Consider the following 20443-nt stretch of genomic DNA (forward strand, 5'->3'; position numbering starts at 1 on the left):
CGGGGGCGGGGCGCACGACGGCTGGGCCCCCATGATCGTTTAGATAACGGGCCACTCCGCTTCGATGGTCATAGATAACGGGCCACGGCCGCCGCACCGGATGAGGCCGAGCGAGCCCAGGTCAGGCGCCCGTACGGCGCCGCTGGCAACTAGGAGAAGGCGTGGCCCGTTATCTAACTCCGCCCCAACTACGCCCGCCACTCCGGGTCGCGGCCGCTCAGGCCCACCGCTCGGTCCAGGAGGGGGGCCTCCGGGGGGACCTCGATCACCGGGCCGAAGAGGCCGTTGCCTCGGTTGGGGTCTTCGGCGGCGGCCAGGAGGAAGCTGTAGGCGGAGGCCAGGGCCGGGAGGTCGGGGGTGTAGTCGAGGTCCAGGGCGCGGGCCAGGTCCCAGGCGTGGATGACCAGCTCGTCGGCGGCCACGGCTCCCGCGATCTCGCCGGGGAGGTCCACTCCCCCGGCGCGGGTCTGGCCTGTCCAGGCGGTGGGGTCGCGCCAGGCGTCGGCGAGTTCGTCCAGTGCCTTGGGGAGGTCCTCGCGCCAACTGGGGGGCAGGTCGGGGACGGTGGCGTTGGGGTTGGTGCCGGTCGTGGCGCCGAGGTCCTTGCGGGCGGCGTCGCGGAAGGCGATGGACAGGTGGAGCAGGTGCCCGAGGAGGTGCCGTACGGGGGTGTCCGGGCACGGTGTCGGCGCCGCGAGCTGCTCATCGGTCACGGCCTCGGCCAGCCGTGCCACGATCCGGGCCTGCGGGCCGAGGTCCAGGGGTGAGTCGGTCATGTCGGTCTCCTCGCGGTGCGCACCGGGCGTACGAAGGGGGGACCGGCCGGCCATCCGGAACTCATCGGCGCCCGGCCCGCTCACACCCCCGCGAGCCCCTCCCGTGCCGCCGCCAAGTCCGCGTCCGAGGCCAGGCCGGCGTGATAGAGCCGCAGCTCATTCGCCCCCTCGGCCCGCGCACGCGCCGCGTCGGCCGCCAGGTTCGCAGGGTTTCCGCCCATGCCCGAGACCACCGTCAGGTTGGCCGCCAGAACCGTCCGCTCCCCCGCGTGCTCGGCGAAGGGCGCCAGACGGTGTACGCCGTCCACACAGGGGACGACCACACCATCCGCCCGCGAGAGTATGTGCGCCGGGTCCACCCCCGCGTTCGCGCCGCAGTGGTAGGACACGGGGTCGGCGTGCAGCAGGACCCGGAAGCCCTCGGGCGCAGCCCCGCGTACCGCCCTGACCGCCTCCTCCTGGAGCCTACGGGCCACTGACTCGCGCCACGCCCGCGTAGCCGCAGCCGTCTCCACTCCGAGCCCCCGCTCCACACACTCCCAGCCCCCGTCCTCGGCCCCCCGCCACACCGGCTCCAGCGCGGCCCGGACACCGGCGGCCAACTCCCCCGCGTCCACGCCGTACCCCTCCCCGCAGGCCGGGCAGAAGCACAGGGACATCAAGTACTGCCCTGCCTCCCCCAGCCGCACCCCGCCCGTCTTGTCGTGGGCGTGCAGATGCGCGAGGCCGTACCAGCCGAGGGACTCCAGTTCGGTGCCGGTGGCGCCGGGGCGGACGGCAGCCTCGGCGGCCAGGGCGGTGAGGTAGGCACGGACGCGAGGCTGGGCGATGCAGGGCGCCCAGGGGTAGCGGTCACCGTAGGCGTTGACGACGGAGGTCTCCGGATGCTCCGCGCCCAGCCGGGAGTTGTGCGCCAGGACGACCCAACTGTGCACCTCCAGACCGGCGGAGGCGAGCGCGGAGGCCGCCTCACCGAAGGCGTCACCGGGAGCCCAGTCGCCGGCCGGGTGGGGCCGGAGGTCACGGTCGGACCAGAACCCGCCGGGGGGATACAGCACAGCCGCGTACTCCGCCGTGACGATCCGGTGCCGGGGATGGCGCGGAGTCAGCGCGCGAGTGGAGTGATAGGCGGCAGCCAGCGTCACCTGCGCGACCCCCAGCGAGGCGATCCGTCCCGGAGCCTCGGGGTCCCCGTTGACGTCCCAGGGGTAGACGAACGCCGACGCCCGCACATGTCCTCCTCCGGCGGCCCGACCGCACCACCGGGGCAGCAGGCTGACCGGCGTCCGCATGCGTGAACGCTACGAGCCTCCGCCGAAGCGGTCAAGGACACGCGCACCCCGTGCCCACCAGCCAGTTGACCACATCCCTCAACCCACTTGACCCACCCCGACCCCCTCTCTAACTTCACCAAGTATGTGAACGCCCCCCATATGGCCGGACCACACAAGGAGACCCCGAGATGCCCGCCCCCCGCACCCTCCTGCTCACCGGCGCCGCAGGCGGCCTGGGCACCCTGATGCGCTCCCTGCTCCCGGCCCACGGCTACGACCTCCGCCTCCTGGACGCCCGCCCGATCCCCGACGCCCCGGACGCCATCACCGCCGACCTCGCCGACCTGGACGCCCTGCGCGAGGCAGTACGCGGCACGGACGCGGTGCTGCACCTGGCCGGGATCTCCCTGGAGGCCCCGTTCGAGAAGATCCTCAAGGCCAACATCGAGGGCACGTACCACCTTTACGAGGCGGCCCGGCTGGAGGGCGTCCGCCGCGTGGTCTTCGCCTCCTCCAACCACGCGGTCGGCGACACCCCCGTCCCGGCGCCGGAGGACCCCCGCATCCCGGTGGACACCCCGCACCGCCCGGACACCTTCTACGGCCTCTCCAAATGCTTCGGCGAGGACCTGGCCCAGCTCTACCGGGACCGGCACGGCATCGAGACCGTCTCCGTCCGCATCGGCTCCTGCTTCCCCGAGCCGACCAGTGTCCGCATGCTCTCGATCTGGCTGAGCCCCGCCGACGCGGCCCGCCTCTTCCACGCGGCCCTGACCGCCGAGGACGTGGGCCACACGGTGGTCTACGGCTCCTCCGCCAACACCCGCCTGTGGTGGGACCTCACCTCCGCCCGCGCCCTCGGCTACTCCCCGGAGGACGACTCCGAGCCGTACGCCGCCAAGCTCATCGCCGAGCAGGGCGAACTGGACCCCGCGAACCCGGCCCACGACCGCCTCGGCGGCCACTTCCTCACCGACCCGCCGATCTGGCCGTACTGACCCCAGCACCGACGGCCCCACGGCCGAAAACGATCGCGGGCGGGCACCAAACGGGCCCGCCCGCGGTCGTGTTCGGGCACGCGCCGCGCCCGCTCCCACCCCGGGCCCCGCTGCCGCGCAGGTCCGAGGCGGGCGCGGCGGGATGTGATCGGGCACACACGGGCAGGATCGGGCACGGAACAGACCTGGTCAGCGCCGCGCGTCCGCTGTAGAACTTCCCCCAGGGCCCGAACGGGCATCCCAGCGGGCATCTCAATGACGAGAGCGGGTGACGACATGAACACCAGGACGGCCGAGGAACGCCAACGCGAGATCGTGCGCGCGGCGCGGGCCACCGGTTCCGTCGACGTCACCGCGCTCGCCGACGAGCTGGGCGTGGCCAAGGAGACCATCCGGCGGGACCTGCGCGCGCTGGAGGACCACGGGCTGGTCCGCCGCACCCACGGCGGCGCCTACCCGGTGGAGAGCGCCGCCTTCGAGACCACGCTCGCCTTCCGCGCCACCAGCCACGTACCTGAGAAGCGCAGGATCGCGGCCGCCGCGGCCGAGCTGCTCGGGGACGCGGAGACGGTCTTCGTCGACGAGGGCTTCACCCCCCAGCTCATCGCCGAGGCCCTGCCCACCGGCCGGGCGCTGACCGTGGTGACCGCCTCGCTGCCCGTCGCGGGCGCCCTGGCGGAGGCCGAGAACGTGTCGGTCCTGCTGCTGGGCGGCCGGGTCCGGGCGGGCACGCTCGCCACGGTCGACCACTGGACGACCAAGATGCTGGCCGGCTTCGTGGTGGACCTCGCCTACCTCGGCGCCAACGGCATCTCCCGCGAACACGGTCTGACCACGCCCGACCCCGCCGTCAGCGAGGTCAAGGCGCAGGCCATCCGGGCCGCCCGGCGCACGGTCTTCGCCGGGGTGCACACCAAGTTCGGGGCCGTGAGCTTCTGCCGGTTCGCGGAGGTCGGCGCGGTGGACGCGATCGTCACGAGCACCCAGCTCCCGGCGGCCGAGGCCCACCGCTACTCCCTCCTGGGACCACAGGTCATCCGGGTCTGACACAGCACCGCACCACACAGCTTTCCGCACCACCACTCCCCCGAGGGCACCCGTACCCGCGGCCATGCCCTTCTGTCCCCATATATCCAGGAGCGATCCATGCGCACCCCGAGCCGACGGAGGCCGCGAACCACATTCGCCATGGCCGCCGCAGGGACGCTGCTCGCCCCGCTTCTCTCCGGCTGCTGGGCCGGCGCGGGCGGGACCGGTTCCGGCGGCGATTCCATCAACGTACTGATGGTCAACAACCCGCAGATGACCGAGTTGCAGAAGCTGACCCGCGCCCACTTCACCAAGGAGACGGGCATCAAGGTCAACTTCACCGTGCTGCCCGAGAACGACGTCCGCGACAAGATCAGCCAGGACTTCGCCAACCAGGCCGGCCAGTACGACGTGGCCACGCTGTCCAACTACGAGATCCCGATCTACGCCCGCAACGGCTGGCTGCACGACATGGACGGCTATGTGGCGAAGGACCACGCGTACGACGAGCAGGATGTACTCAAGCCCATGCGGCAGTCGCTCACCGGCGACGACAACAAGCTGTACGGGCAGCCGTTCTACGGCGAGTCGTCCTTCCTGATGTACCGCAAGGACGTCTTCGCGGCCAAGGGCCTGACGATGCCCGCGCACCCGACCTGGCAGCAGGTGGCCGACCTCGCCGCGAAGGTGGACGGCGCCAAGCCCGGCATGAAGGGCATCTGTCTGCGCGGCCTGCCCGGCTGGGGCGAGGTCATGGCCCCGCTGACCACGGTGGTGAACACCTTCGGCGGCACCTGGTTCGACAAGGACTGGAAGGCCCGCCTGGACTCCCCCGAGTTCAAGAAGGCCGTCAACTTCTACGTGGACCTGGTCCGCGAGCACGGCGAGTCCGGCGCCGCCCAGTCCGGCTTCGCGGAGTGCCTGAACAACATGACCCAGGGCAAGACCGCCATGTGGTACGACGCCACCTCCGCGGCCGGACTCCTGGAGGGCAAGGGCTCCCCGGTCAAGGGCAAGCTCGGCTACGTCCCCGCGCCGGTGGAGAAGACCAAGTCCTCCGGCTGGCTCTACACCTGGGCCTGGGGCATCCAGCACGCCTCGCGCAACCCCGACAAGGCGTGGAAGTTCGTCTCCTGGGCCTCCAGCAAGGAGTACGAGCAACTGGTCGGCGACACCAGCGGCTGGGCCAACGCCCCGGCGGGCAAGCGCGCCTCCACCTACTCCAACCCGGAGTACCGCGAGGAGGCCGCCTCCTTCCAGGAGATGACCAAGGAGGCCATCGAGAACGCCCGGCCCACCGACCCCGGCGTGCAGCCGCGCCCCGCGCCCGGCATCCAGTTCGTGGGCATCCCCGAGTTCACCGACCTCGGCACCAAGGTGTCCCAGCAGATCAGCGCGGCCATCGCCGGCCGCCAGTCGGTCGATTCGGCCCTGCGCAAGTCCCAGCAGCTCGCCGAGCAGATCTCCAAGGAGTACGAGGGACGATGACAGCGACGACAACGGCCCCGCTCGCGGCCGACTCCGCCCCCGCCCTCCGGCGCCCCCCGGCCCGGCTGCGGGCCTGGGCCACCCGCGCCCCGCTCCTGCCCGCCCTGGTCTTCATGATCGTCGTGACCCAGTTGCCGTTCGTGGCCACACTGGTGATCTCGTTCTTCGACTGGAACGCGCTCTACCCCAAGGCCCGCCGCTTCACCTGGTTCGACAACTACCAGCAGGTGCTCACCGACGCCGACCTGCGCCACTCGGTGTGGGTGACCGTGCTGCTCACCGCCTCCGTGGTGATCGCCAGCCTGGTGCTCGGACTGGCGCTCGCGCTGCTGCTGGACCGGAAGTTCAAGGGCCGGGGTGTGGTCCGCACCCTGCTGATCGCCCCGTTCCTGGTGGTCCCGGTGGCCGCCGCCCTGCTCTGGAAGCATGTGCTCTACAACCCGGAGTACGGTCTTCTCAATGGGTTGCTGCACTATGTGGGCGGCCCACAGCCGGACTGGGTCTCCCATACCCCGCTGCTCGCGGTGGAGGCTTCGCTGGTGTGGCAGTGGACGCCGTTCATGATGCTGATCCTGCTGGCCGGACTGCAGAGCCGGGACCAGCAGCAGATCGAGGCCGCCCGGGTGGACGGGGCGAGCGACTGGCAGATCTTCCGCCACCTCACCCTCCCGCACCTGCGCCGCTACCTGGAACTGGGCGCCCTGCTGGGTTCCATCTACATCGTGCAGAACTTCGACGCGGTGTTCACGCTCACCTCCGGCGGCCTCGGCACCGCGAACCTGCCGTACACCGTCTACCAGAGCTTCTACCAGGCCCATGAGAACGGCCTCGCCTCGGCGGCGGGTGTCCTGGTCGTCATCGGCTCCATCATCATCGCCACCTTCGCGCTGCGCGTGGTGTCGTCCCTGTTCCGCGAGGAGGTGTCCCGATGAGCTCCACCACCGCCACTCCTACGCGGCGCACCGGGCGCAGTCTGGGCCTGGTGGCCTGGCTGGCCGGCATCGTCTTCTTCCTGCCCATCGCCTGGATGGTGCTGACCTCGTTCCACTCCGAGGCGGACGCGGCGACCAACCCGCCGTCCTTCGCCGCCCCGCTCACCCTGGACGGCTACCGCGAGTTCTTCGGCGCGGCCGGCGGCGCCAGCCCCTGGCCCGCGCTGATCAACTCCACGGTGGCCTCGCTGGCCTCCACCCTGTTCGTGCTGGTGCTGGCCCTCCCGGCGGCGTACGCGCTGTCCATCCGGCCGGTGAAGAAGTGGACCGACGTCCTGTTCTTCTTCCTGTCCACCAAGATGCTCCCGGCCGTGGCGGGTCTGCTGCCGCTGTACCTGTTCGCGAAGAACGCCGGGATGCTGGACAACATCTGGCTGCTGGTCATCCTCTACACCTCGATGAACCTGCCGATCGCGGTGTGGATGATGCAGTCCTTCCTCGCCGAGGTGCCGGTCGCCGTCATCGAGGCGGCGCGGGTGGACGGGGCGCCGCTGCCGGTGATCCTGGCCCGCGTGGTCGCGCCGATCGCGCTGCCCGGCATCGCGGCGACCTCGCTGATCTGCTTCATCTTCAGTTGGAACGAGCTGCTGTTCGCCCGGGTGCTGACCGGGGTGGTCGCGGAGACCGCGCCCGTCTTCCTGACCGGCTTCATCACCAGCCAGGGCCTGTTCCTGGCCAAGGTGTGCGCCGCGTCGCTCGTCGTCTCCCTGCCGGTACTCGCCGCGGGGTTCGCCGCCCAGGACAAGCTGGTCCAGGGCCTGTCGTTGGGAGCCGTGAAATGAAGGCCGCCGTCATCGAGTCCGTGGGCCGCGCCGTCGTCACCGAGGTCCCCGACCCGACACCGGGTCCGCGCGACGTGGTCGTGGAGGTCGCCGCGTGCGGGATCTGCGGCACCGATCTGCACATCCTGCAGGGCGAGTTCGCGCCCAAGCTGCCGATCGTGCCGGGACACGAGTTCGCGGGCCAGGTGGTCGGGATCGGCAGCCAGGTCACCGAGGTCGCGGTCGGCGACCAGGTCGCGGTGGACCCGTCCCTGTACTGCTACGAGTGCCGCTTCTGCCGCGACGGCCACAACAACATGTGCGAGCGCTGGGCCGCGATCGGTGTGACCACGGCCGGAGGTGCCGCCCAGTACGCGGTCGCGCCCGTGGCCAACTGCGTGAAGCTCCCCGAGCACGTACGCCCCCAGGACGCGGCCCTCATCGAGCCGCTGTCCTGCGCGGTGCGCGGCTACGACATCCTCAACTCCCGCCTCGGCGCCCATGTCCTGATCTACGGCTCCGGCACCATGGGCCTGATGATGCTGGAGCTGGCCAAGCGCACGGGCGCGGCGAGCGTGGACATGGTCGACATCAACCCGGCCCGGCTGGAGACGGCCAAGCTGCTCGGTGTCTCCGGTTCGGCGGCCAACGCCGACGAGCTGGACCGGCCGCAGGGCTGGGAGATCGTGATCGACGCGACCGGCAACGCGGCGGCGATCCAGGACGGCCTGGGCCGGGTGGCGAAGGCGGGTACATATCTCCAGTTCGGCGTGGCCGACTACGCGACGCGGGTGACGATCGACCCGTACCGCATCTACAACCAGGAGATCACCATCACCGGCTCCATGGCGGTGCTGCACAGCTACGAGCGGGCGGCGGAGCTGTTCGCGGGCGGCGTGCTGAACCCGGACGTGTTCATCAGCGACCGGATCGCCCTGGAGAACTACCCGCAGGCGCTGGAGCAGTTCGCGGCGGGCGTCGGCCGCAAGATCGTCGTGACTCCCTGAGCCGTGCCTTCCCGGCGCCCTGACCCGAACGGGGGTCTCGGCGCCGGGTAAGGGAACGGCAAAGTGGGCTCGTTCGTTCACCCGGCATGACCGCTATGACCCCTGGCTCCAACGTCCCGCTTCCGGCCGCCCGTGTGACGGTGGACGTGGCCGCACCGGTGCGGCTCGACGTGTCGGGCCTGCTGCTCACCGCCGACGGCAAGGTGCGCTCCGACGACGACTTCATCTTCTACAACCAGCCGGCCGGGCCCGGTGTGACCTACCGCTCGGGCGGCGGGTCCGCGCCGGACTCGATCACGGTCGACACCGGCGCCGTGCCGCCGGACATCGAGAAGATCGTCGTCACCGCGAGCCCGGACGCGGCCGGCCAGACCTTCCAGGGCATCGAGCCGACGGCCACGATCCGGGACGCGGACGGCGGCGCGGTCGTCGCCTCCTTCACCCCGCCCGGCCTCGGCGCCGAGACGGCCCTGGTGGTCGTGGAGATCTACCGGCGCAACGGCCAGTGGAAGGCCCGCGCGGTGGGCCAGGGGTACGCGAACGGGCTGGCGGGGATCGCGACGGACTTCGGAGTGACGGTGGAGGAACCGGCCCAGCCGGCGCCGGCACCGCAGCAGCCCGTGGCCGCGCCCCCGGTCCCCCAGACGCCCCCCGCACCCCAGGCACCCCCGGCTCCGGCACCGGGCGCGGGCAAGATCAACCTCGACAAGGGCCGGGTGAGCCTACAGAAGAACCAGACGGTGTCCCTGGTCAAGGGCGGCGCCCCCCTCCTCTCCCGCGTCCAGATGGGCCTCGGCTGGGAGCCCGCCTACCGCGGCAAGGACATCGACCTCGACGCCTCGGTCATCGCCTACGGCCCCCAGCGCAACGCCGTGGACAGTTGCTACTTCGGCAAGCTGTCCATCCTCAACGGCGCCATCAAGCACTCCGGCGACAACCTCACCGGCGAGGGCGGCGGAGACGACGAGGTCATCACGGTCGACCTCGGCCGCATCCCCCCGGAGGTCACCGGCCTCGTCTTCACCGTCAACTCCTTCTCCGGCCAGAAGTTCACCGAGGTCGCCAAGGCGTACTGCCGCCTCATCGACCCCACCTCCGGCGAAGAACTGGTCCGCTTCGACCTGACCTCGGCGGAGCCCCAGACGGGGGTCCTGATGGCGAAATTGATCCGCCAGTACTCCGGCGAATGGGACATGACCGCCCTCGGCGACTTCGTAAAGGCCCGCACGGTCCGGAACATGGTGAAGCCGGGGGGCGCGGCTCTGTGACAGAGGTCTAGGACGCGCGGCCGGGGCCCGTCCACCGGGCCCCGAACCACTGCTCGGCGCCGTACGCCTCGAACCGCCGCACCTCGGTGAACCCGAGCTTCTCCGCGAGGCGCAGCGACCGGGCGTTGCCGCTCTGTGTGGTGAGGACCACGGGCTCACCGGGCAGTACACCGGCCAGCCACTCCAGTGCGGCTTCGCACGCCTCGGCCGCGTACCCGCTCCCCCATGCCTCGGGCAGGAACATGTAGCCGAGCTCGACCTCCCCGCCCTCGGGACGCACGCGCTCCGGCTGCTCCACAGCGCGCCGGACCAGCGTCACCGTGCCGATCATCGTCCCGTCCCGCTCGGCCACGAAGCTGCCCGACCGCCGCGCCGGCACCTCGGGGGCAAGGCGCTCCACCTCCGCACGCGGACGGGCGCCGCCGATGTAGGTGCCGACCTCGGGCGACGTGAACAACTCGATGAAGGCGGGACGGTCGCGCCCCTCGGACTCCCGCAGCACGAGCCGCTCGGTCCGTATCGGGGCGGGCGGCCAGGCGACGCTTCCGAGTCCGGTCATGGCGGGCAACCTATCGCGGCGAGTGCTTCGTAGAGAGCCAGAAGGTTCGCCGTGGTCTCCGCGTCCGCCGCGAGCAGCGGCGCTCGTACCGGGCCCGCCGGAAGGTTCAACGCGTTGAGCAGCGCCTTCGTCGTCACCGTCCCCGGCAAGTCCGAGGCCATCATCGCCTCGATCAACGGGGTGAGGCGGGACTGGAGTTCAGCGGCCAGCGCCGTGTCTCCCGCATCGAACGCGGTCAGGATTCCCGCCACTTCCCCCGGCACCACGTTGGCGATCGTGCTCACGCAGCCCGCCGCCCCCACCGCGCACAGCGGAAGGATGTGTTCGTCGCACCCCGCGTAATACGCCAACTCCGTTTCCGCCAGGACCTTTTGCGTGCCGAGGAAGTCGTAGGAGCAGTCCTTGACCGCGATGATGCGAGGGTGTTCCGCGAGGCGGATCATCGTGGGCGGGGCGATGCGGGTGCCGGTGCGGCCGGGGATGTCGTAGAGGATCAGGGGGAGGCCGGTCGCGTCCGCGATCTGGCGGAAGTGGGCCTCGACGGCGGCCTGTTGGGGGCGGCTGTAGTACGGGGTGACGACGAGGGCCGCGTCGGCGCCCGCCTTCTCGGCGGCGAGGGTGAGTTCGACGGTGTGCCGGGTGTCCGCCGTGCCGACGCCCGCGACCAGGGGGACGGCGGGGCCCACCGCGGAGCGGACCGTCGCGATCAGCTCCCGCTTCTCCGCGTCGGTGGTGGTGGGCGACTCGCCCGTGGTGCCGTTCAGGACCAGCCCGTCGCAGCCGCCGGCCACCAGACGGGTGGCCAGGCGGGCCGCCCCGTCCACGTCGAGCGTGCCGGCCGACGTGAACGGGGTGACCATCGCGCAGAGCGTGCGGCCGAAGGGTGCGTTCCGTTGCCTCATGGTCGTAGTCTCGGCACCACGACCGTGAAGCTCCACTTAAATCTGCTACGAGATACAGCCAAGCAGACCTTAAGAGTCAGGGACGGAAGCGCAGCACCTGCGGGTCGTGGTCGCTGATCTGGTCGTGGAATTCCGAGTTGATGTGCACACTGTCGTACGTGAACGGCCCCCGCCGGATCGCCTTGCTGATCAGGATCTGGTCGAGCACCTGCGCGTTGCCCTGGTAGTCGTAGGTGTAACGCTCGCTGCGCGGCAGCGACTTGATCGCCGACCAGAGCTGCCCGTCACCCTCCAGGATCTTCGCGGTGTCGGAGAACTCGAAGTCGTTCATGTCCCCGAGCGCGATGACCTCCGCGTTCTTCTGGGCGCTCAGCAGGGACTTCACGAAGGTGTTGACCTCGGTCGCCTGCGCGTGCCGCTGCGTCTCCGAGCTGCGGACGACCGGCTGGTACTGCCCGGCCAACGGCTGGTCGCCGCCCTTGGAGTTGAGGTGGTTGGCGATCACGAAGACCGTCCGGCCCTTGAACACGAACTCCCCGGCCAGCGGCTTGCGGCTGTTGGCCCAGGCCGCGTTCGCCGGGTCGATCCGGCCGGGCGACACGGTCAGCCGGGCCTTGCCGCGCTCCTTGGCGACACCCACCGCCGTGGTGGAGTCGCCGCCGGGGCGGTCGGTGAAGGAGACCCGCTCCGGGTTGAAGAGGAACACCTGCCGGATGTTGCCGCCCGGCTCGCCGCCGTCCTGCTTGTCGACGGGGTCGATGGAGCGCCAGTCGTAGCGCGGACCGCCCGCGGCCACGATCGCGTCGATCAGCTTGCCGACCGTCGCGCCCGCGCTCACCGTGCCGTCGTCGGTGGCGCCGTTGTCGTCCTGGATCTCCTCCAGGGACACGATGTCGGGCGAGCGCAGGTTGTTCACGATCGCGGACGCGTGCGCGTCGAAGGTCTGGTCGGACGGGTCGAGGTTCTCGACGTTGTACGTCGCCACCGCCAGCTCGCCGGACGCCTGCTTGCGCGTCGTCTCCCGCTCCAGGCCGCCGCTCTCCAGCGTGCCGAGGGCGCTCGCCACCAGGGTGTAGCCGCCGAACTGGTTGAAGTCCAGCGGTCCTGTGGTGGTGCCGGCGAGGGTGTCGCCGACGTTCGCCTGCGGGAAGTCCGCCGTCGCGCCGAGGGACTGGATCTGCAGGCGCCCGGTGTTCTGCGCGTCGTAGGAGCCGTAGAGGGTGCCGCCGCGCTCGGTGCGGTGCTCCTTCGGCTTCACGGTGACCCACAGCTCGCTGTACGGATCGGTGGCGGTGACCACGCGCGCGTCGCTGACCTGGACGTTCATGCCCTCCAGCGACTCGTAGTAGTCGAGGGCGTAGGTCGCGGGGGCGAGCGGGAGGGCGTTGATCGAGTTGTTCGCGGCCGGGTCGCCGGCCGGGGCGTATCGTTCCGGCACCGCGCGCTTGGTGATCACGACCGGCGCCGGGACCGCGTTGCCGGTGGAGACGGTGGTGACGACGGGCTTGGTGATCTCGGTGACCGACTGGTTGCCCGAGGCGGTGCCGCCGGGCACGTACTCCGAGACGGTGCCGGTGACGGTCACCGAGTCGCCCACGGCGGCCTTCGGCGTGGAGCTGGTGAAGACGAAGACGCCCTCGCTGGTGGCCGGGTCGGCGTCCGGGTTCGGGTCCTGGAGCCAGAAGCCCTTGGACGAACCGTAGGTGCGTACGGCGGTGACCACGCCGGGCACGTCGGCGACCTGCTTGCCGGCGTACGGCGAGAGGCGGGTGGTGCCCTGGATGTCGTGGACGCGCACCGAGTCGGCGTGCGCGGGTGAGGTGGCGACGACGGCGGACGCGGCGCCGCACACGGCGGCGACGGTGAGCGCGGCGAGACGCGCGGAAGTCCTGCTCGGCAAGGGGATTTCCTCCGGGAACGTGACGGAACGCCGGGACGGGAACGCACAGCAGCGTGTGGGGCTCGTCGCCCTCAGTGACACGCGTAGAGCCGAGTGAACAGTCGTTCCCCCACCTCTACGCGCGTCAATCTCCTGCCTCGCGCCGGGAGTTGTCAAGGTTTCGGCCACGTACGAGGGGCAGCGGCGACCGGAATCGGGCGGTGCGCGGGCAAAGCCGTCTAGGCTGAGGGGTTGAGTGCTTTCCCGGTCCTAGGAGAACCAGCCGATGTCAGACAGCTCCCCCCTGCCGCCCGTACGGCTGCGTCCCGAAGCGGAGCTGGCGCGTGCCGCGCTGTCCACCCCGCTGCTCTCCCGCGCCGCCCGGCTCGCCCGCTGGGCGGGCCCCGAGACCCGCGTCGACGGGGGCGGGGGCCTGGTCGAGGAGCAGGTGCCCGCGGCCGCCGAACTGCTCGGACTGACCGGCGACTACGCCGCCGCGGACACCACCGAGGCGTGGGGCGTAGCCGTGGACACCGGCCTGATCGAGATCACCGACGAGGAGGCCGGGACCGTGGCCCCCGGCGCGGACCTCGCCCTGCTGACCGGCGCCCCGCACGACGTGCTGACGATCTGGCTGGCCGCGCTGGACACGGTGGTCGCGGATGCCGGGGTGCCGGACCTGGAGGGGCTGGCCGCCGCTCTGGAGGAGGGCGGCGAGATCGATTTCTCGACGTTCGACTGGGACCCCGAGGGCGAGGCGGAGCTGCTCGACGGCGTGCTCGGCAACCTCTACCTGCTCACCGTCGGTGAGGACGGACCCGGCGAGAGCCCGGTGCCCCTGCCCGCGCTGGCCGCTTCCACCATCGTCCCCGACGACCTGGCGGAGCCCAGCAACGACGTCCTGGAGCAGGTCTCCGACGCGATGATGAAGCTGGACGAACAGTTCCGGCTGCTGGAGCCGATCGGCCTGGTCGAATACCGGCCGGTGGACGAGGAGTTGATGGCCGGCGAGGAGGAACCCGCCGAGCCGGTCGACGAGGACGACATCGCCCGCTACGGCATGGTCCGGCTGACCCCGCTCGGCCTGTACGGCCTCCGTGCCCGGCTGCTGGAGGCGGGGTTCGAGGCGCCGGCCGTCGGCGAGCTGGCCGACAAGGGCGCGGACGCGCTGTTGGACGGCACCGCCGGGTACGGGGAGTTCGCCGCGCGTGCCGAGACCGAGCAGTGGCTCGACCGGCGTGAACCCCTCGCCGCAGCACGGGAGTTGCTCGCGGCGGCGCGCGGCGCGGACACCGGGGCGCCGCTGCGGCGGCTGCGCTGCCAGCAGGCGCTGTCCCTGGTCGGCGCGGCGGCCGAGCCCGCGCTGCGGGAGGTGCTGGACGACCCCGAGCTGGGCGGTCTGGCCCGGGTCTGGCTGAGCGAGCGGGGCGCGTCCGACGTGCCCCCGCCCTCGGAGGACCTGGTGTTCTGGCTGACCGTGGACACGATCGCCGCGCAGCTCCAGGCGGAGGGCAACTCCGAGGAGCTGCAGGCGCTGGTGGAGGGGCTGGCGGAGCAGCACAGCGGGTTCTTCTCGGCCGCCTGGCGGGTGGAGCACCCGGCGACGGCCGACGTGCTGGAGGCGATGGGGCGGCTGCACCCCGACAAGCGGGTGGCCAAGGAGGCGCGGAAGGCGGCGTTCAAGGCGAGGTCGCAGCAGCAGGGGAACTGACGGCCCCTGGGGTGTACGGCAGCGGTGTCCTGTGCGCGGCTCGGTGTTCAACTGCCGTTCAGCGGGGGGCGGGAGTGTGTCGGCCGAACGAGGCCGCGCCACCCTCGCCCTCCGCCACGGGCGTCCCGACCGTCACAGGAGACACCATGTCACTCACCCGCAGGGACTTCGCCAGGTCTACGGCGGCCGGCGGTGCCGGGGTCGTACTCGCGGGCAGCGTCGGCGCCCTCGCCACCGCCCCGCAGGCCCTCGCCGCCACGGATCTCGACGGCGCGGCGGACGCGCACGGCCACCCCGGCATCGGGTACGGCCCGCTGCTCCCCGACCCGGACGGCATCCTCGCGCTGCCCGCCGGCTTCTCGTACCGGGTGGTGACGTACTCCGGCCGTACGCGGCTGGAGTCGGGCGAGCCGACCCCGTCGAACCACGACGGCACGGCGGCCTTCGCCGGTCCGCGCGGTGCCGTGCTGCTGGTGAACAACCATGAGCTGAAGGGGCCGCGCGCGAGCTGGGCGCACCCGGTGCCGCTGGCCGAGGGCCTGGTGTACGACCCGGCGGCCTCGGGTGGCTGCACGGTGGTGGAGGTCCGCCGCGACCATGTCGCCGAGTGGGTGGGCATCGCCGGTACGTCGACCAACTGCGCGGGTGGCAGCACTCCTTGGGGTACCTGGCTGACCTGCGAGGAGACCGAGGACCGGGCCGGGCAGAACGGCATGAGCAAGGACCACGGCTACGTCTTCGAGGTCGACCCCGCCGACCGCCGGGCCAACCACGCCCCGAAGCCCCTGAAGGCGCTGGGCCGTTACGCCCACGAGGCGGTGGTGGTCGACCCGAAGCGGGGCCACCTCTTCCTCACCGAGGACGCCGCCGGCCCCAACGGCCTGTTCTACCGCTGGACTCCGCCGCAGGGCTTCCACCACGGCCGGGGCCGGCTGCGCACCCTCGCGGACGACGCCGGCGTCCTCCAGGCGTTCCGCTGCTTCGACTCCGGCGGCCGCTTCGTGGACGACCTCTCCCGCGCGACGCGTACCGGCACGGTGTACGGCGTGGACTGGGTCGACGTCCCCGACCGGGACGCGCTTTCGGTGCCGGTGCGGCAGCAGTTCCGCGACGGCCGGGTGACACGGGCCCGCAAGCTGGAGGGCATGTGGTGGGGCGACGGCGGGGTGTACGTCGTCTCGTCCTACGCCCGCGAGGAGAGCCCCGTACAGCACGACGGTCAGGTGTGGTTCTACGACCCCCGCCGCCGGACCCTGACCCTCAAGGTCCTCCTCGGCACCGGCGGCACCTTCGACGGCCCCGACAACATCACCGTCTCCCCCTACGGGGGCCTGGTCATCGCCGAGGACGGCGAGGGCGTACAGCACCTCTTCGGCGCGACGGACGGGGGCCGTACGTACCCGATCGCCCGCAACGAGCTGAACATCGGCACCGAATCCGCCCCCGCCTACAGCGAGTTCACCGGCGTCACCTTCTCCCCCGACGGCCACGCCCTCTTCGCCAACATCCAGGACCCCGGCATCATGCTGGCGATCACGGGCCCCTGGAAGCGACAGCGCCGCGGCTAAACTCTGCGGGCACGCCCCCGCCGCCCGACAGAAAGCACGACCCATGCGGGCAGACGCCCGACGCAACCACACCCGCCTCCTGAACGCCGCCGCCTCAGCCTTCGCCGAACACGGCGAAAACGCCTCCCTGGACGACATCGCGAAACGCGCGGGCGTGGGCTCCGGCACGCTGTACCGCCACTTCCCGACGCGGCGGGCGTTGCTGGAGGCGGCGTATGCGGCGCGGATCGAGGCGCTGGGGGTGCGGGGCGAGGAACTGTCGCGGTCGTTGCCGCCGGGCGAGGCCCTGACGATGTGGCTACACGAGCTCTGCGCGGCCACCATCCAGGTCCGCGGCCTGAAGACCCTGCTGGGCACTGCCGCCACCGACACTCCTCTCACCACCTGCGGCACCCTGGTGAAGTCGACGGCAACCACTTTGCTGACGGCCGCCCAATCGGAAGGCACCCTCCGCCCCGACCTCACCCCCACGGACCTGCTCCGCCTCACGCAGGGTGTTGCGACGGCGGCGGAACTGGGGGGCGGGGAAGCGCGGGAGATCGAGCGGTACCTGGGGTGGCTGCTGGACGGGATTCGGGTCAGCGGAGATTGAGAGCGCGGCGGGCCGCGGTGATGACGTTCTGGGCTTCGGTCCCGTACACCGCCGACTCGCGGAGAGTGTGCCAGACCTTCGAGTAGAGGGCGATGTTGTCGGCGTCGTCCAACCACATCTCGGCATGCCAGTCCTCCGCGACGACCACCCGGTCATCCAGGACCCAGAAGCCGTTGGCGGGCACGATCTTGACGGGGGCGGCAAAGGGGACGACGCCCAGCTCGACGGTGTCCATCCCGATCATGCCGGTCAGCCGGTCGAGCTGGGCGGCCAGCACGGAGGGCGGACAGATCAGCGAGCGCAACGCGGCTTCCCACATCAGCACGTGAAGCTTGCGGCCGGGCCGGTAGAGCCACTCCTGCCGCTGCACTCGGGAGCGGACGGCGTCGTCGATGTCGTTGGCGCCGCCAAGCAACTCGGCGTACCGCTGGATGACGTGGTGGGCGTACTCGGGGGTCTGCAACAGACCAGGGATCACCGACTCTTCCCAGATCCACATGAGCGAGGTGCGTTCGATCTCCGCGCTCAACCCTTCGTGCATCGGCTTGAAGCCGTTCGCCAACGCCCTGCGCCATGACCTGATGTGTGATTCGAAGCCCGCGAGCCGGGCGGCCAGCTCGGCGTACACCTCAGGCTGCTCGGTCGCGTCGGCCCACGCCCTCAGGTCCTCGGGGGTAGCCGTCTGCTTGCCATTCTCCAGCTTGCTGACCTTGGAGCCCTGCCACCCGAGGCGCAGGGCCAGTTGCTGACCGGTGAGCCGGCCACCAGGGCATGAGAAACGCAGCTCACGCAGCCGCGTCCCCAGGGCCACTCTGGCCTGCTGATAGTCAGTGCTCACCGGTCACGCGCACTATCCGGCCTCAGCGACCAGTGCCTCGAACTCGTCCCGCGCTATGGCGTGGTGCATCGCAGCGTCACGTGCGATGCAGTACCGGACGACCTCGGCTGGTTCGGTGATCAGCTCGATGTTCGTGATGTGGTCGGCGTCGTCGAAGTGCAACAGCGCGACGAGCCGCGAGTCGAAGATCCAGAAGTCCTCGGCGGGCAGGTCGGTGGCGTCTTCGCGCCACAGGTACCGGATGTCCTCGCCCACGGCCGCGTTGTGCCGGGCGTAGTCGAGCAGGAACAGTTGCTCCGTAGTGAGCGGCTTGTCCGCGACGCGCACCCGACCGACCGTCTTCCCTGCCTCGGTCTGGGCCTTGATGTTGACGAACCAGGGCTCACTGAAGTCGCACGGCGACGAGCCGGTGGCCAGGAACGCCTGGAAGTCGGGGTCCTCACGGTCCGAGGCGTAACCGCGCCGGGTCTCCAGCCGCCAGGCGGTGTGTTTGAAGGTCTCGAAGAGGCGGCGGAAGGTAGCCCGGTCCACGAGTTCGGGCACGCATTCCATCTCCTTCGGCCCCCAGTTCACGAGCAGTTCGCGCGGCACGGCAACCGCCGCATCGCCGGGCCCGAAGTGCTGGAGCTGCGCGAGGCCTTCGGGGTCGGTGACGGGCGTGCCCTGAACGATGACTTCACCGGTGCCCTCATCCGTGTGCAGGGCGGGGCAGCCATCGACCTTGCTGTCTGTGCCGACGAAGCGTAACTGACGGGCCATGAGCGCTCTCCGTTCCGGGGGATGTGGTCCACCAGCATGGCGGCGGCCCGGTCTCGGCACTACGGGGTCAAGGTGGGCGGCTGAGAAAACACCAGCAATATTGGCGACTGGTCGAGCAAACTCGGGAAAACACCGTACCGCCCACCAACCCAGCATCTCTAGCGTCCAGTTCATGGCAACCGAAGAACAGCAAGACCCCTTCACGGCGGTAGAGACCCTGAAGACAGCCCTGGCCGGCGCAGGCATCGTCCTCCCCTCCCTCGCGGTCGACATCGCGTCACCGGCACTGAAGCTCGTAGAGCTGGGACGCGTACGAGCCGACGTGGCGGCCCGCCTGGCCGAGGTACTCCGGAAGGGCGGTCAAGCGTGAGCGAGAGAGTCCCCACAACACTCTGCACAGGCAAGCTCCCCTACCCGGCCGGAACCTTGGTGATGGACCAGGTCTCGGAACGCACGGGCCACCTGGTCTACGTCCTGGAGGAGCGAACCAAGGAGAAGTGGAGGCTCGTCAGCAGTCAAGCATTCATGCGCCCCGTCGGCGGAGGCATCGAGTGGGACGTTCCTCTGGAGCGCATCAGGCCGGTGGACTAGTGCCGGACTTCAACAGCAGTGATCGTCACGCTCCGCACACCTGTACGCCCCGGCCGACAGGCCCACTCCGATTGCAGATCAGAGGAACTGCCACAGCTATTCCTCATCGCAGTGCGCCTCGTAGTAGCTGCCGAAATAACCCTGAGCCGACTCACAGAGCTCATCTAGGGGGCCAAGCATGAGCGCCGCGTCCGGATCGACAAGTGAGGCGATCTCCCTAATCGCAAGTTGATTCAAGAAAAAGAAGAAGCACGAGGTCGCGCCAGCCACCCATGCGGCGGAAGCATAATTCACCTCTCCGCCGATCGGATTGAAAAATGGATGGGCCCGGTCAGAGCGTGCAGTGACGGACAGAGCTCCACTATGGATCGCGCAATTCATGGTCAGGTAAGCATGCCGCAAACTGTCCATCACTGCCGCTTCTTCAACGTCGCGGAAGGTAACGCGAGAGCCAGGTTCGGCGCCAGGGATCCCAGTCCGCGCCCACCCGTAGGGGCGGAACACCTCGTCACCCCAGGCAGCTCTCATGGCATCTTCCAATCCGGGTGCATCAGCGAAAGGATCCTCTTCTCCCATGAATCGCGCATCCTTCCTACGCTCAACCATCGCGGATAGGTGATACCTCTCTGTCAACTCATATGTAGGGGTGTTGCGAACCACTAGAAAGCTTGTGATAGCTGTCACCTCGTACAGACTGCGCGCTCGCGCCAGGGCCCCTTCGTTAAATCCCTTGCGCGCCAGCAAGTCCACCTCGGAAACAATCGAACAGCCTCGCGCATGCAACCCCAAGATCACCAAAACATGTAGCGCGGACCCCCCGATCACACCTGGGGCCGCGATCACACTGTCACGCGAAAGGCCATCCTCGGCGAGCTTCTGCCCGAAGCTACGAAAAAGATCACGATGGACGTCTTCAGCAACTGTCACGGCATTTGAAAGGAGACGGAATCCGGTTCCTAGCTTCTTCAAAATTGAGCGCTCGTTGTGTTGCGCAGTCCGAGCACGGCGTTGCCGGCCGTACTTCATGCTCCACTTGATCGAACGGCGCACGACGGGGTCGATCTCAGCGGCCTTCATGAGCACGGCATCGAGGGCTGCGCGGAACACTTCGTCCCGATCCATGGTGTTCGGGTCTGTGATCGTTCCATCCAGGACCATCGCGTCCACTTGGGCGTTAATGTGATCTGTGAGCCTGGATCGCGACATCGTCCCTCACTCCATTGACTGCAAAGCCTTCCAGGATCCATGCAATACGCTTCTCTATCAAGCGAGTTTTTCTTGACCTGGAAGGCAGAGGCAGGGGACCGCCGATGCACCCGCACTCAGGCCCCCGCGGTGACGGCCACTGACGCCCTGGCTGCGCTCAGCGCAGCCGGCTCATGAAATGCGCGAGCGCCCTCCCAGGCCACCTGGGGCCGTGGAAGGACGCTCGATGCCGACCAACACTGACA

Annotated in this window: 20 protein-coding genes; 12 read left to right on the forward strand and 8 right to left on the reverse strand. The window is 70.1% G+C overall.

The window, feature by feature from the left end:
• Window positions 1-188: 188 nt before the first annotated feature.
• Both E5083_RS10505 and E5083_RS10510 read right to left on the reverse strand, forming a co-directional pair.
• On the reverse strand, window positions 189-776 hold the full coding sequence (locus tag E5083_RS10505) for a TIGR03086 family metal-binding protein (RefSeq protein WP_135785387.1): 588 nt from the start codon (window positions 774-776) through the stop codon (window positions 189-191).
• Window positions 777-856: 80 nt separating this feature from the next.
• A complete protein-coding gene (locus tag E5083_RS10510) occupies window positions 857-2008 on the reverse strand; it encodes a hypothetical protein (RefSeq protein WP_135785962.1) in 1152 nt (383 codons plus the stop codon).
• A gap of 230 nt (window positions 2009-2238) precedes the next feature.
• Here E5083_RS10510 and E5083_RS10515 point away from each other — a divergent pair, with 230 nt between their 5' ends.
• The 7 genes from E5083_RS10515 to E5083_RS10545 all read left to right on the forward strand — a co-directional run bounded on the left by E5083_RS10515 (window position 2239) and on the right by E5083_RS10545 (window position 9593).
• Window positions 2239-3048 carry an NAD-dependent epimerase/dehydratase family protein gene (locus E5083_RS10515; protein WP_135785388.1) on the forward strand — a complete coding sequence of 270 codons (810 nt, stop codon included), beginning with the start codon at window positions 2239-2241 and terminating at the stop codon, window positions 3046-3048.
• Window positions 3049-3324: 276 nt separating this feature from the next.
• A complete protein-coding gene (locus tag E5083_RS10520; RefSeq protein ID WP_037775373.1) occupies window positions 3325-4095 on the forward strand; it encodes a DeoR/GlpR family DNA-binding transcription regulator in 771 nt (256 codons plus the stop codon).
• A gap of 99 nt (window positions 4096-4194) precedes the next feature.
• Window positions 4195-5565 (forward strand): ABC transporter substrate-binding protein, encoded by a 1371-nt coding sequence (locus E5083_RS10525; protein WP_135785389.1) that lies wholly within the window; start codon window positions 4195-4197, stop codon window positions 5563-5565.
• Window positions 5562-6497: a carbohydrate ABC transporter permease gene (locus E5083_RS10530; RefSeq protein ID WP_135785390.1), complete on the forward strand. Its 936-nt coding sequence runs from the start codon at window positions 5562-5564 to the stop codon at window positions 6495-6497. Before E5083_RS10525 ends, E5083_RS10530 begins: the two co-directional genes overlap by 4 nt.
• The gene (locus E5083_RS10535) at window positions 6494-7339 is read left to right on the forward strand and encodes a carbohydrate ABC transporter permease (protein ID WP_135785391.1); all 846 of its coding nucleotides are present in this window, start codon (window positions 6494-6496) and stop codon (window positions 7337-7339) included. The genes E5083_RS10530 and E5083_RS10535 overlap by 4 nt, the downstream gene beginning before the upstream one ends.
• Complete coding sequence (locus E5083_RS10540) at window positions 7336-8325, forward strand: zinc-dependent alcohol dehydrogenase family protein (protein WP_135785392.1); 990 nt, start codon at window positions 7336-7338, stop codon at window positions 8323-8325. The genes E5083_RS10535 and E5083_RS10540 overlap by 4 nt, the downstream gene beginning before the upstream one ends.
• Window positions 8326-8420: 95 nt before the next feature.
• The gene (locus tag E5083_RS10545; RefSeq protein ID WP_135785963.1) at window positions 8421-9593 is read left to right on the forward strand and encodes a TerD family protein; all 1173 of its coding nucleotides are present in this window, start codon (window positions 8421-8423) and stop codon (window positions 9591-9593) included.
• Between the two features lie 7 nt (window positions 9594-9600).
• On the opposite strand, the gene E5083_RS10550 is transcribed toward E5083_RS10545, so the two are convergent.
• The 3 genes from E5083_RS10550 to E5083_RS10560 form a co-directional block, all read right to left on the reverse strand.
• Window positions 9601-10152 (reverse strand): GNAT family N-acetyltransferase, encoded by a 552-nt coding sequence (locus tag E5083_RS10550; RefSeq protein ID WP_135785393.1) that lies wholly within the window; start codon window positions 10150-10152, stop codon window positions 9601-9603.
• Window positions 10149-11054 (reverse strand): 4-hydroxy-tetrahydrodipicolinate synthase, encoded by a 906-nt coding sequence (gene dapA / locus E5083_RS10555; protein WP_135785394.1) that lies wholly within the window; start codon window positions 11052-11054, stop codon window positions 10149-10151. Before dapA ends, E5083_RS10550 begins: the two co-directional genes overlap by 4 nt.
• A 76-nt stretch (window positions 11055-11130) precedes the next feature.
• Entirely contained in the window at window positions 11131-12954 is a 1824-nt protein-coding gene (locus E5083_RS10560) for an endonuclease/exonuclease/phosphatase family protein (protein WP_135785395.1), read from the reverse strand.
• A 265-nt stretch (window positions 12955-13219) separates the two neighbouring features.
• On the opposite strand from E5083_RS10560, the gene E5083_RS10565 reads away from it, so the two are divergent.
• The 3 genes from E5083_RS10565 (at window position 13220) to E5083_RS10575 (ending at window position 16804) form a co-directional block, all read left to right on the forward strand.
• On the forward strand, window positions 13220-14644 hold the full coding sequence (locus E5083_RS10565; RefSeq protein ID WP_135785396.1) for a hypothetical protein: 1425 nt from the start codon (window positions 13220-13222) through the stop codon (window positions 14642-14644).
• Between the two features lie 146 nt (window positions 14645-14790).
• On the forward strand, window positions 14791-16212 hold the full coding sequence (locus E5083_RS10570) for an alkaline phosphatase PhoX (RefSeq protein WP_135785397.1): 1422 nt from the start codon (window positions 14791-14793) through the stop codon (window positions 16210-16212).
• 43 nt (window positions 16213-16255) lie between these two features.
• Window positions 16256-16804 (forward strand): TetR/AcrR family transcriptional regulator, encoded by a 549-nt coding sequence (locus tag E5083_RS10575; RefSeq protein WP_135785398.1) that lies wholly within the window; start codon window positions 16256-16258, stop codon window positions 16802-16804.
• Here the strand turns inward: E5083_RS10575 and E5083_RS10580 are convergent.
• The gene (locus tag E5083_RS10580; protein WP_135785399.1) at window positions 16791-17642 is read right to left on the reverse strand and encodes a helix-turn-helix domain-containing protein; all 852 of its coding nucleotides are present in this window, start codon (window positions 17640-17642) and stop codon (window positions 16791-16793) included. The two genes, E5083_RS10575 and E5083_RS10580, sit on opposite strands and share 14 nt — an antisense overlap.
• A 12-nt stretch (window positions 17643-17654) precedes the next feature.
• Window positions 17655-18401, reverse strand: coding sequence for a DUF6879 family protein (locus tag E5083_RS10585; protein WP_135785400.1), 747 nt, complete (start codon window positions 18399-18401; stop codon window positions 17655-17657).
• A 172-nt stretch (window positions 18402-18573) separates the two neighbouring features.
• Between E5083_RS10585 and E5083_RS10590 the strand changes: the two genes are divergently transcribed.
• Together E5083_RS10590 and E5083_RS10595 are read left to right on the forward strand one after the other, a co-directional pair.
• Window positions 18574-18771 (forward strand): hypothetical protein, encoded by a 198-nt coding sequence (locus E5083_RS10590; RefSeq protein WP_135785401.1) that lies wholly within the window; start codon window positions 18574-18576, stop codon window positions 18769-18771.
• 62 nt (window positions 18772-18833) lie between these two features.
• On the forward strand, window positions 18834-18992 hold the full coding sequence (locus tag E5083_RS10595; RefSeq protein ID WP_244317471.1) for a hypothetical protein: 159 nt from the start codon (window positions 18834-18836) through the stop codon (window positions 18990-18992).
• A gap of 96 nt (window positions 18993-19088) precedes the next feature.
• Here the strand turns inward: E5083_RS10595 and E5083_RS10600 are convergent, their stop codons facing one another.
• Window positions 19089-20150, reverse strand: coding sequence for a DUF5677 domain-containing protein (locus E5083_RS10600; RefSeq protein ID WP_244317493.1), 1062 nt, complete (start codon window positions 20148-20150; stop codon window positions 19089-19091).
• Window positions 20151-20443 lie beyond the last annotated feature (293 nt).

This window comes from Streptomyces bauhiniae, assembly GCF_004784475.1.
Taxonomy (GTDB): domain Bacteria; phylum Actinomycetota; class Actinomycetes; order Streptomycetales; family Streptomycetaceae; genus Streptomyces; species Streptomyces seoulensis.